At 34.4% G+C, this 12,476-nt stretch carries 9 protein-coding genes; all 9 read right to left on the bottom strand.

Going from position 1 to position 12,476, the window contains the following annotated elements:
* Positions 1–912 carry a hypothetical protein gene (locus OLM57_RS02185; RefSeq protein ID WP_264565603.1) on the bottom strand — a complete coding sequence of 304 codons (912 nt, stop codon included), beginning with the start codon at positions 910–912 and terminating at the stop codon, positions 1–3.
* A gap of 37 nt (positions 913–949) precedes the next feature.
* Positions 950–2,140, bottom strand: coding sequence for a hypothetical protein (locus tag OLM57_RS02180; protein ID WP_264565602.1), 1,191 nt, complete (start codon positions 2,138–2,140; stop codon positions 950–952).
* A 357-nt stretch (positions 2,141–2,497) separates the two neighbouring features.
* A complete protein-coding gene (locus OLM57_RS02175; protein ID WP_264565601.1) occupies positions 2,498–3,049 on the bottom strand; it encodes a hypothetical protein in 552 nt (183 codons plus the stop codon).
* A 187-nt stretch (positions 3,050–3,236) separates the two neighbouring features.
* The gene (locus OLM57_RS02170) at positions 3,237–4,922 is read right to left on the bottom strand and encodes a glycoside hydrolase family 13 protein (RefSeq protein ID WP_264565600.1); all 1,686 of its coding nucleotides are present in this window, start codon (positions 4,920–4,922) and stop codon (positions 3,237–3,239) included.
* 28 nt (positions 4,923–4,950) lie between these two features.
* Positions 4,951–6,687 carry a glycoside hydrolase family 13 protein gene (locus tag OLM57_RS02165; protein WP_264565599.1) on the bottom strand — a complete coding sequence of 579 codons (1,737 nt, stop codon included), beginning with the start codon at positions 6,685–6,687 and terminating at the stop codon, positions 4,951–4,953.
* A gap of 13 nt (positions 6,688–6,700) precedes the next feature.
* Positions 6,701–8,464, bottom strand: a complete 1,764-nt coding sequence (locus OLM57_RS02160) for an alpha-glucosidase (protein WP_319800267.1) — start codon at positions 8,462–8,464, stop codon at positions 6,701–6,703.
* Positions 8,465–8,476: 12 nt separating this feature from the next.
* On the bottom strand, positions 8,477–9,385 hold the full coding sequence (locus tag OLM57_RS02155) for a carbohydrate kinase family protein (protein WP_264565598.1): 909 nt from the start codon (positions 9,383–9,385) through the stop codon (positions 8,477–8,479).
* The gene (locus OLM57_RS02150; RefSeq protein WP_264565597.1) at positions 9,382–10,710 is read right to left on the bottom strand and encodes a sugar porter family MFS transporter; all 1,329 of its coding nucleotides are present in this window, start codon (positions 10,708–10,710) and stop codon (positions 9,382–9,384) included. Before OLM57_RS02150 ends, OLM57_RS02155 begins: the two co-directional genes overlap by 4 nt.
* Before the next feature lie 3 nt (positions 10,711–10,713).
* The gene (locus tag OLM57_RS02145) at positions 10,714–12,336 is read right to left on the bottom strand and encodes a glycoside hydrolase family 32 protein (RefSeq protein WP_264565596.1); all 1,623 of its coding nucleotides are present in this window, start codon (positions 12,334–12,336) and stop codon (positions 10,714–10,716) included.
* Positions 12,337–12,476: the final 140 nt, after the last annotated feature.

Raw genomic sequence — 12,476 nt, 5'->3', positions numbered from 1 at the left:
TTATTTTGTTTTTTTGTTAAAATTAATCACGTAAAATGCTCCTCCGTAAAACGCGGTCGATTGTCCAACGTTTCTGCCATCAAGTACATAATTTGATCCAGCTATTAAAGCTAATTCGGGTAGTTTTTTTAAGGTGTATTTTATGTTAGTACCCAATCGTAAAGCATTCATGGTATTGCTTGGGAATGGCATGTTGTTTAATGTTATATCAAAACCGCCAGATTGTGTAACCCAATTGTCTAGTATGGCTTCGGCAATTAATCGGTCTGAGCGATAGCCTATTCTTGCATTAACAGAAATTACATTGGGCATGTCAACTTCATTGGTATAATACATTTTATCTGTAAAATAGGTGTTTCTTTCAATAGTTACATTGCTTCTAAAAAGATAAGCACCAGAAACTGTGGTAAAAAAATTGCCTAATTGATAATCACCCATGAGTCGCAATGTTGCCACTTGACTCCCCAAACCTAGGCTTAATGGTAAATAATCAACTGCATAATTGGAAATAGGAGTGGTGTAACTGCCTATAGTGTATAATGAATAAATGGAATTGTTAATTTTCTTTTCGAAAGGCATATATTTTACTGTTAATGATAAATCTTGAAATCCTTCTTGTCCTTTCATTGTTCCAGCTGACGCATTTGTTTTAACATAGGGTACATTAAATAGAATGTTTAGTTTGTCAGTTATTCCATAATTTCCCATTACACCTAGAGCTTTTGTAGAAACTGTGCCTAAATTTAAATTTTCTCTTTTGTTCGTTCCTTCCCAATACTTATCCCAGCTGCTGTATTGATATATGGATCCCACACAAAAGCGATTTTTACTCATCATTATGGCATCAATCTCTGTTTGAGCATTTGCAAAAAAACTGCCTAATAAAAAGCAACTTATATAAATTTTCTTCATGTTTTAATTGGTTTTTTTAAGTTTTATAAAGTGATAGTTACGTTTTTTTCTTGCCAAGTCCAAATCGGTAAAAATAGCCTAAATTGAAAGAGTAATCTGCAAATGCGGCGTCCCCCTGAACATGAACATATTTATTTGGATCGGTTATTGTTGAGTTTTGTAAATCTTGAGTAGCAATGTCTGCTGCACTCTGAATGCGGTTTTTTACAATGTTATAAGGGATAAATAAACTAAAACCGTGACGGCCCAAAGTATATGCAAATCCATATTCTACTGCAATTACATATCCAGGACGACGATAAGCGACTTGGCCGCCAAAGGCATCATAAGCTGGTATCCCCTCTATTCTACCTGCTAAAGAAACATTAAAGTTTTGATTTTTGTCTACGGCTACCATTAGACCTCCACGGGCAAAATATTGGTCGGGACAAGCATAAATTTCATATCCTTCCAATCCTGGTTTTGGATCGGATTTGAATGTTCCGTTTGATTCTTTTGGATTGAATAAATAATAAGCATTGGCAAATCCATACAACCTTCCTGTTAATTGCCTAAAAGCTTGAAATTCTGGTGAAAATCCGATTCCTCCATCTCCAGGTTGAATGGCCTGATCCATAATGACATTTTTGATAGTGCCATCGGTTTGTGGGGCATCGTCAGTTACATTATGACTTCCTGTGTTTAGTTTTATACCTAAGCCTATCATGATGTTTCCTTTAGGTAATTTTAATGGGTCGAATAACCAATAATTAACTCCAATTCGAACATCGGCGATTCCTTGTGCATACACACTATAACGAAGGGTGTCAATTACAGGTGTTTTTTGTCTTAAAACTTGGGAACGTTCATTGTGCACATAAGGCAAAACAGCATAAACTTGAAGCCTGTTGGTAACACCATAGGCAACACTGAAATCTATTGCATTGGAATAAATGTTAACAGCATTTCCTTGTTGTTTTCCATCAGGGCCTATTCCTCCGCCTGTGGTTTGACGTTGTAGTTGCTCTTCTTTACCTACGAAATGTCTCCACGAATGAAAATAACGATAATTGGCTCCTACTTGGAAATCACCTTTGTTTAGATTGTACGAATTGGTTAGAGTCATGTTGAGTCCTCCCATTTGTCGAACTGCGACACAACCTTGAGCATTAATTTTTTGTGATTGAAGAATTGTAAAAATGATTAGTAATGCGGTAAATGCAATGTTAACAGCGTTGTTTTTTTTCAAAATAGTATTTTTTCTTGTTTAGAATTTATCTTATAAAATGGTAAAACAGCTCCTTTGTATAAAGATGTTTTTATTTAGGACTAAAAATAATTTTAGCACATTTCAATAAGATTTTTGATTTTTTTAATGGGAAAGAAAAAAGAGAAAATGCTTGAATTTGAATTTAGCAACAATAGAATTCTAAATGTCAGAATGTAAATTATTGATTACAATTAATCGAATATTCCAGGAAAAGTACATTCAAAATCATTTTAGTCATCATAATTGATGATTGATTATGAAAGGTTTTGCATTGAATACGAATAAAGGATGGCATCAAATTAAGTAGTCTTTGTTTCTTTTTTTAAATAATAAAAACTAAACGAAGTCAGGAGGAGAGTAAAATGCAGAAAGATGTGCTGAAAGTAAATTTTCTTTAGGCAAAGAATTTAAAGAAATGGATTTTATTTCTTTTTTATTTGTAGAAACTAAAGATTCTGGATACTCAATGAAATAATCTTTAACAAATGACTTCATGATTTTTTTTGAAGGTACTTTGTTGTCATTGTTTGAATTGAATAATTGGCCATTAACGAGTTCGTCAATTTCGCTAGAAGTCAAATCAGTATTAATATTAGGAAGGTAGTATAAACTCAAAATGTTATTTTGAATTCTTTTTTTGAAAATATGATATGATTTGTTGTTTATAATGATGTTTTCATTTACAAATTCAAAATCTGAATCTTCTGCAAAAGTGTACAATGAAGCATTTAGATTAATTACTTTAAATTCGGAATCTGGAATTTTTTTCATAGCAACAACCCATTCTTGCTCATCTTCAAAAGCAAAAAGCATGCGGTATCCCAATACATTGTAAAATAATGTTACAAGCAAGGTTGATAGCACTAATATGGAAGCTATTTTCTTCATTGGTTTCAAAAATAACAATTATATATCAATATTGATAATTAAAATTAAAAATTAAGAAATAATTTTTAATACAACAATAAATAAGTTAAATTACAATTAATTATTCTGTATTGTTTTAATAAAATCAATATTAAATTAGGATTCTTTAAAACTATAATTCTGATAGAAAATATAAATATCTTACAAATTATTCGTTTGTCTTTAAAATAAGCGCTTCAAATGGTCTTAATTCACTGGTTTTGTTTGTTGTATCATAATTGCAAAGTAATACAGTTGATTTTTCTAGGTTGAAATCACAGTTATACACCGCATTTTCTAATGAAAAATTAAGTAGAACAATTATTTTTTTATCCTCAAATGTTCTTAAATAAGCATAAACTTTTGGATTGTTTTCATCTAATAAAGTATAGCTTCCATAAACTAATGTTGCTTCTTGTTTGCGCAATTGAACCAGTTTTCTGAAATAATTTAAAACAGAGTCTGAATCATTTTCTTGTACTTCGGCATTAATCGTTTCATAATTAGGATTCACTTTTAACCAAGGTATGCCATCTGAAAAACCTGCATTTTTTGATGTGTCCCATTGCATCGGTGTTCTGGAATTTTCTCGTGAAGCTTGTTTTTGTTCTTCAAGGAAAGCCTTCAAATCTCCTTTTTCGTTTTGTAAAGCGATGTATTTATTTTTCGTGTCGATATCATTGTAATCATCAATGTTGTCAAAACGAATATTGACCATTCCCAATTCATCTCCTTGAAAATAATAAGGTGTCCCTCTCATCGTAACGACAAATGTGGAAAGCATTTTGGAACATACTTCCCTAAACTCTGGAGTGTCATTGCCAAATTTACTCACCATTCTAGGTTGATCGTGATTGGCCAAGAAAATGGAAAGCCATCCTTTGTCTTTGAAACCGTCATCCCATCTCGAATACAGTTTTTTGTAGTTGACAAAGCCATATTCGTCAAGGTGTTTGCCAATTTCTACACCCTCCAGGTGATAGGCCATACTCAGTTCATTTCGGTCTGGATCGACAAAAAGCATTGCTTCTTCGGGAGAAGCGCCCGCGCCTTCAGAGACGGTCATTACTTCGTATTGACTCAAAACTTCCCGATGCATTTCTTGTATGTATTCGTGTAGATGTGGGCCTCTTCCATAAAATTTCATGATTTCGGGGATATTACCCAAAATCTCAGATGGCAATTCGGGGAAAGAATCGTCCTTTGAAATAAACTGAAAAGCATCCATTCTAAATCCATCAATGCCTTTGTCTAGCCAAAAACGCATTACTTGATACAATTCCTGACGCACTTTTGGATTGTTCCAATTAAGGTCGGGTTGCTTTTGTGAAAAATAATGCAAGTAATAAGCATCAGTTGTTTCGTCATATTTCCAAGCATTGCTATTTACATCAAACCAACTCCAACGATAAGGGGGAATTCCTTTTTCGGCCGGCCACCAGTAATAATAATCTCGATAAGGATTATCTCTAGATTTTCTACTTTCCTGAAACCAAAAATGTTCATCGCTACTGTGATTGAATACCAAATCCATGATGAGTTTGATTCCTCTTTCTTTTAATCCTTTCATCAGCAAATCAAAATCTTCCATAGTGCCAAAATCGGCAAGAATAGAGCAATAATCACTCACGTCATATCCATTGTCGTCATTGGGAGATTCATAAATTGGATTAATCCAAATGGCATCAATCCCTAAACTTTTGAGGTAATCCAATTTGGAAATAATACCTTTTAAATCGCCAATTCCATCACCATTACTATCTTTGAAACTTCGAGGATAGATTTGATAAATTACGGCTTCTTTCCACCATTTTTTATCAATTTTTGAAATTATATTAGTTGATGAGGGATTCAAAATAAAATAGATTTAATGATTATTGGGTCTATAACTGATAAATAACAGCTTCGTAAGGTCGCAATTCTTCTGTTTTTGATGACGTTGCATAATTGTTCATAACTACTTTTGCTTTCGAGACGTTGATTCCCGTTTTTGCGGAAGCATTTTTAGAAGTAAAATTCAAAAGGATTAGTAGTTTTTTACCATTCAATTCTCTAGTGTAAGCAAAGATAGCAGGATTGGTTTCGTCAACCAATTCAAATTTACCATAAATCAATGTGGGTTCATTTTTACGCAATTGAACTAATTTTCTAAAATAATTCAATATCGAATTAGGATCCTTTTCTTGTTGGGCAGCATTTACGGTAGTATAATTTGGATTGACTTTGAGCCAAGGTGTTCCTGTTGTAAAACCTGCATTTTGTTTGGTATCCCATTGAAAAGGAGTTCTACCATTTTCTCTGGAGGTTTGTTTTTGTTCTTCTAAAAAGGCCTTCAAATCACCACCTTTGTTTTGTAATGCACTATATTTATTTCGAGTGTCAAGGTCATGATAGTCATCAATGGTATTGAAACGAATATTGTCCATTCCTAATTCATCTCCGTAATAATAATAGGGTGTTCCTCTCATTGTCATTAAAAAAGTAGAAAGCATTTTGGACGAAATTATTCTGAATTTAGGGGAATCATTTCCAAATTTACTCACCATTCTCGGCTGATCGTGATTGGCCAGAAAAATAGCCAGCCAACCTTTATCCTTAAATTCTTGGTCGTATCGAGAAAAAATAGCTTTGTATTTGATCAGTCCAAAATCATTCAGATGTTTTCCAATATCGACACTTTCAAAATGATAAGCCATGTTTAATTCTTTTCGAGCTGGATCTACAAAAAGCATGGCGTCTTGCGGAGAACTTCCGGCGCCTTCGGCAACAGTCATCATATCATATTTACTAAAAACTTCTCTGTTTATTTCTTGCAAATAATCATGTAAATGAGGGCCAACTCCGTAGTATTTTATAATGTCTTTTTCATAACCTTTTGGTAGTTCTGGCCAAGTGGTGTCTTTTGAAGCAAACTGAAATGCATCCATTCTAAATCCATCAATACCTTTGTCCAGCCACCAACGCATCATATCATAAATGTCTTCTCGAACTTTTGGGTTTTCCCAATTGAGATCAGGTTGCTTTTGTGAAAAATAATGAAGGTAATACGAGTTGGTTTGGGCATCGTATTTCCAAGCATCACTATTTACATCGAAAAAGCTCCATCTGTAAGGCGGTTTCCCTTTTTCGGCTGGCCACCAATGGTAATAATCTCGGTATTTATTATCTCTGGAAATTCTGGATTGTTTGAACCATTCGTGTTCGTCACTGCTGTGATTGACCACTAGATCCATGATGAGTTTGATGCCACGTTTGTGCATTTCTTTCAACAAAAGATCAAAATCTTCCATGGTGCCAAAGTCCCTCATAATAGCTCTATAATCACTAATATCATAGCCATTGTCATCGTTTGGAGAGGCATAAATGGGGTTGAGCCAAACGGCATCAATTCCCAGACTTTTTATATAATCCAGTTTGGAAATAATCCCTTTCAAATCGCCAACTCCATCTCCATCACTATCCTTAAAACTGCGTGGATAGATTTGATAAACTACAGCTTCTTTCCACCATTTGGTGTCTGCGTTTTTTAATAGTAGCGTCTTATTGTTTTGAGCAGTAAGATTTACAGATAAAAACAGAATAGATCCAATGTATAGCAATAGAAGATGGTTTTTTTTCATTGTTAATTTGTTTTTATAATTCTAAAATTTTCGCTTCATAAGGTCTCAGTTCTTCCGTTTTTGATGGTGTTGCGTAATTGTTGATTAAAACTTTGGCTTTCGAAATGTTGATTCCAGTATTTGCGGAAGCATTCTTATCGCTAAAGTTTAATAATACCAATACTTTCTTGCCGTCTAATTCTCTGGTGTAGGCGTATACATTTGGATTGTCTTTGTCCAAAAGAGTGTATTTTCCATAGACCAAGACAAGATTGTTTTTGCGCAGTTTAACCATTTTTCTGAAATAATTCAACACTGAGTTGGGGTCTTTATCTTGAGCTTCGGCATTCAAAGTAGTGTGATTGTCATTTACTTTTAACCAAGGAGTTCCAGTGGTAAACCCTCCGTTGGTTGAACTATCCCATTGAAAAGGCGTTCTTCCGTTGTCTCTTGCTCCACCTGTTTTTTGATCTTCAATGAATTGTTTTAAATCGCCACCTGCATTTTTTACTTTTTCGTATTCAGCAAAAACTTCAATATCACGATAATCTTCAATTTTATCAAACTTGGCATTTACCATTCCAATTTCGTCTCCGTTATAATAATAGGGGGTTCCTCTCATCGAAAGCAAAAAGGTAGTCAGCAGTTTAGAGGAATAATCATGAAATTCAGGAGAATCATTTCCCCATCTTGTTGCCATTCTAGGTTGGTCATGATTGCCTAAATAGATGGTTCCCCAGCCTTTCGTTTGGTAAACAGCATCCCAATCGGAGTAGATTTTTTTGAAATCGACTAAGGAGTATGGTCCCGATTTTTTGAAATAACCAGGAACGTAGCCTAAATTGGTTCCTTCAAAATGGTAACCCATATTTAATTCTTTTCTGTCGGCATCCACAAAATTCAAAGCTGTTGAGGTAAGCATTCCTGCGCCTTCGGCCAATGACATGCAATCATATTTACTCAAAACTTCACGGTTCATTTCCTGAAGATATTCATGTAAATGAGGACCGCTTCCCATATAAACATCCCAACGACCGTGGTATTTTTTGTCCAATTCTGCTTGTGTAATTACAGGAAAACTTGGGTCTTTGGAAATAAAAGGAATCACATCCATTCTAAATCCGTCAATGCCTTTGTCCAACCACCAACGCATCATACTGTAAATTTCTTGTCTTACTTTTGGATTTTCCCAATTCAAATCGGGTTGTTTGTAATTGAAATAGTGTAAGTAGTAAGAATCTGTAGTTTTGTCGTATCTCCAACCACTTCCATCGGCTTCAAAAGCTCCTGGACGAAATGCAGGTTTTCCTTTTTCGGCTGGCCACCAATGGTAATAATCGCGGTATGGATTGTCACGTGATTTGCGGCTTTCTTGAAACCATTTGTGCTCGTCACTACTATGATTAACAACTAAATCCATGACTAATTTCATGCCTCTTTCATGCATTCCTTTTAAAAGTGCATCAAAATCCTTCATGGTGCCAAATTCTTTCATGATATTTTGATAATCGGAAATGTCGTAACCGTTATCGGCATTTGGGGAACTGTAAATGGGATTGAGCCAAATGATATCGATACCCAAGCTTTTCAAGTAGTCCAGTTTGGAAATAATTCCTTTCAAATCGCCTACGCCATCTCCATCAGAGTCTTTGAAACTTCGCGGATAGATTTGGTAAACGACGGCTTCTTTCCACCATTTTCTATCAATAGGTGCTTTTTTTTCTTGAGCTGTCATAGTGTTGCAAAGGATATTAATTAGTGTAATTAATACGAGCGTAAATGTGATGTTCTTTTTCATTTCAGTTGTTGTTTATTTTTTTATTGGATTCATAAAAGAATCTATAGTTGACTCATTGATTTTGGGATTGGCACCTTCTTTTTGTGCCACTAATGCTCCGATGGCACAAGCAAAATTTATGGCGTTTTGAGGGTCTTCTTTGGCTAATAATTTGCTTAAAAGTCCTGCCAAAAAAGAATCCCCAGCTCCAACAGTATCAGCGACTTTTATTTTGTAACCACTATTGTAGTAGAATTGATTGTTGTAATATAAAACCGCTCCATGACTGCCTTTGGTAACACAAATATGTTTGGTGCTGGTTTGTTCGGCTATAAAAAGTATGTTTTGTTCCAATGAATGGAAAGGCGATTGGAGATATTCGCTTATTTCATAGATTTCATCATCATTAAATTTTATAAAATCGGCTTCATGCATCAGATGATTGAGTAATTCTTTTGTGTAAAAGGGAGCACGCAGATTGACATCAAAAACAGTATATTTTGCATAATTTATTAATTCAAACAAAGTGTTTTGTGAAACGCTGTCTCTACAAACTAAACTGCCAAAAACTAATGCGTCGGCTTTTTTTACAATAATCTCATCTTCTGGTGTTTCGATAATTTTGTCCCAAGCTACAGGATAATTAATGGTATACGAAGCGGAGCCTTTGTCGTTCAATTGTACAATGACTTCGCCTGTTTTTAAGTCTTTATCAATTTGAATGGAACTCGAATTTACTTTGTGATCCTTAATGTATTGTAGTAATTCTTTTCCTATTTCGTCATTTCCTATTCGGCTTATTATTTGAGATTGAATTCCTAATGAAGCCAGTCGAATAGCCACGTTTAACGGTGCTCCTCCAATTTTTTTATGGGTTGGAAAAACGTCAAACAAGACTTCTCCAAAACAGACCACACTGATTTTTTGACTTGTTGCTTTCATTCGGAGATCATTTTTTGTTCTAATTCTTCAAGTGATAATCCTTTCGTTTCTGGCATCATGAATAAAACGAAAACCAACTGTAATACCATCATAAAAGCAAAAAACGCAAAAATGGGCCAAGGATTTTCGTGAAATAAATCGATAACCACTGGACCAAGCAAAGTAATCAATGCAGCAAAAATCCAATGAATACTGGTGCCGAAGGATTGCCCTCGAGCACGAACTGTATTTGGGAATATTTCGGATATAAAAACCCAAATTACAGCACCTTGACCAATAGCATGCGAAGCGATAAAGACAAGAATGGAAGTTAATAGCACAACCGGCCCGGCATTAGTATTAAAAGCCCAAGCAATAATGCATAAGCTGAGTATATAACCAATACTGCCAATAGTCATTAATAATTTCCTGCCTAAAATATCAATTAAACGCATGCCAATAATGGTAAATATGAGGTTTATTACACCTATGAGTATGGAATTCATCAGAGATTCTTTCGAGCCTAATCCTGCCATTTCCAATATTTCAGGAGCGTAGTATAAAATGAAATTAATTCCGGACAATTGATTAAAGAAAGCAATTAAAAAAGCCAAAAGAATAGGCCATTCGTATTTTTTGGTAAATAATTTTTCTTTTTGAATTGAGTCTACTACATCTTTTTTGATTTCATTAAAATTTTCCAAAGCTTCTTCTTTAGTATAAATCATTTCAAGGACTTTCAATCCTGCGACATCGTCTTTTTTGTTTAAAATTAACCAACGGGGACTGTCGGGAATTTGAAAAACAATGATACTGTAGATTAATGCTGGTAATGCTACAATACCAATCATCCATCGCCAATCGTTGGCACCGCTAAAACCTTCAAATAAATAATTGGAAAAAAAAGCAATAAGGATTCCAAACACAATATTGAATTGAAACAACGCGACTAGTTTCCCTCTGTTTTTGGCACTTGATATTTCTGAGATATAAATAGGCGCAGCTACTGAAGAAGCTCCAACTCCGATTCCTCCTATAAATCTAAAAAAAGAAAAAACATAGGGATTTGGAGCCAACGCCGAACCTAATGCTGATACTAGGAATAAAATTCCAATCCATAACAAGGTCTTTTTTCTTCCCCATTTGTCACAGGGAATACCACCGAACATTGCTCCCAAAACAGTTCCCCACAATGCCATAGACATAATGAATAATCCATGAAATAGGGGTGTCGTATGCCATAATTCCTTGATGGGTAAGTTGGCTCCTGAAATAACTACGGTGTCAAATCCAAATAAGAATCCTGCTATTGCGACCGTTATGGACCATTTTTGTACGTTGTTCATCTTTTAATTTTTAGTGGTTTTGGATGTAGAGTTGGTTTCCCAAATACTTTTTATTTTAGAAATATTTAGGTTTTTAATTTCTTGGTCTTCATCAGACTGTATGCTTAATTTGGTATAAGGCTTGTTTGGAAAAATTTGTTCTGTGAAGGAATAAACTCCGCCATTTAAGAAAATTTCTATGGAGGACCAATCCAAAATAATTTGATAATTTAGAGTTTCTGTTGTCAGATTTGGTGTTTCGGTTTTGTGAATTGATTTTCCAAAATTAGCTTCAAAATTGACCAATCCAGAATGGGTTCGGTCTATCGAAAAGGTATTCATTTTGTGGTCATAAATGAGGACTAATGAATCATTGACTTCATTCGAAAAAGTTAATTTTAAATTTTTGGCGAGAGCTTTAAAATCAATTTGAGATTGATTTAGATGATTGTATTCGAAAACTATTTTTTTATTTGCTTGAATAGTCAATAATTCTTCTGAATATTCAGGGATTATGATTGTTTTCAATTGTTGGATTGGACTGTTTTTGAGAACATAATTATCGCCTATTTTTTCTAACGAAAGTTTTCTGGGCAAGGTCATGGCACTTCTCCAGTTTTTTGTGGGGGTGTTTCGAGCATACAGCCAATTACTCATCCAGCCGATAAAAATACGTTCGTTATTTGGAGCATCATTATAAGTTACACCAGCATAATTGTCGGTTCCGTAATCAACCCACTTGATGTCTTTTTGATTGGTTTTAAAACTTTTCCCATCATAATCACCCACGAAATATTGTGTTCCCGAACCTCCATTTGGCGCTCCTGGGTTGATACTGATGAGTAAAACCCATTTTTCTACTGTAGAATTTTCTACTTTGAGTTTAAAAAGATCAGGACATTCCCAGACACCACCATGTGCGCCACTGTTTTTGCCAAATTGACCCATGTAGTTCCAATTAATTAAGTTTTTGGAACTGTAAAATCGAGCATGATCACCAGCAACTAGAGCTAAATTCCAAATTTTTGTTTCTGGATTCCAAAATACTTTCGGATCCCTAAAATCTTTTAGGCTGTTGTTCCCAATAATAGGATTCCCTTTGTACTTTGTCCAAGTTTGCCCTTCGTCTAGACTATACGCCAAACCTTGTGATTGGGTATTTGTCTTTCCTGCCTTTTCAATTTCCATATTATGATAGGTAAAAATGGCAATCATTGGTGGATTTTCAATAGTGCCGAGTCCTGAAGTATTATTGATATCAACAACGGCACTTCCGGAGAAAATATAACCTAATTTGTCTGGGTATAAGGCAATTTTTTTATTTTCCCAATGGATTAAATCTTTACTAGTAGCATGTCCCCAATGCATAGGTCCCCAAACTATATCGCTTGGGAAATATTGGTAAAACAAATGATAAGTTCCTTTGTAGAATACCAAACCATTTGGATCATTCATCCATTTTTTTTCGGGCGAAAAATGAAATTGTGGGCGGAAAGATTCTTTATATATAGTAATTGAATCAAATGAATTTATTTCTTTAGATGCAATTGTTATTGTACCATCAGCTTCTGTTTTTTTGCAGGAAACGACAGTTGCCAATAGACTAATATTAAAAATAAATAATAATCTGCTGATTTTTAATTGCATTCGCTTTTGTTTTTAAGTTAAAAAAATATGGAATTATAAATTTAGGCTTCCATTTTTAGTTATTTCTAATTATACAAATCGAAAACGTTTTCGAAGTCTCGAAAACGTTTTCGATTTAAATTTCAAGGAGTTAAAGAATA

It is taken from the genome of Flavobacterium sp. N3904, from assembly GCF_025947305.1.
Classification (GTDB): Bacteria; Bacteroidota; Bacteroidia; order Flavobacteriales; family Flavobacteriaceae; genus Flavobacterium.
This window is presented reverse-complemented; position numbering and strand designations above follow the sequence as displayed.

Excerpts from the sequence above, each read along its gene's own strand:
- OLM57_RS02160 (WP_319800267.1), bottom strand. The coding sequence starts at position 8,464 with ATGAAAAAGAACATCACATTTACGCTCGTATTAATTACACTAATTAAT.
- OLM57_RS02185 (WP_264565603.1), bottom strand. The coding sequence starts at position 912 with ATGAAGAAAATTTATATAAGTTGCTTTTTATTAGGCAGTTTTTTTGCA.
- OLM57_RS02165 (WP_264565599.1), bottom strand. The coding sequence starts at position 6,687 with ATGAAAAAAAACCATCTTCTATTGCTATACATTGGATCTATTCTGTTT.
- OLM57_RS02150 (WP_264565597.1), bottom strand. The coding sequence starts at position 10,710 with ATGAACAACGTACAAAAATGGTCCATAACGGTCGCAATAGCAGGATTC.
- OLM57_RS02155 (WP_264565598.1), bottom strand. The coding sequence starts at position 9,385 with ATGAAAGCAACAAGTCAAAAAATCAGTGTGGTCTGTTTTGGAGAAGTC.
- OLM57_RS02175 (WP_264565601.1), bottom strand. The coding sequence starts at position 3,049 with ATGAAGAAAATAGCTTCCATATTAGTGCTATCAACCTTGCTTGTAACA.
- OLM57_RS02145 (WP_264565596.1), bottom strand. The coding sequence starts at position 12,336 with ATGCAATTAAAAATCAGCAGATTATTATTTATTTTTAATATTAGTCTA.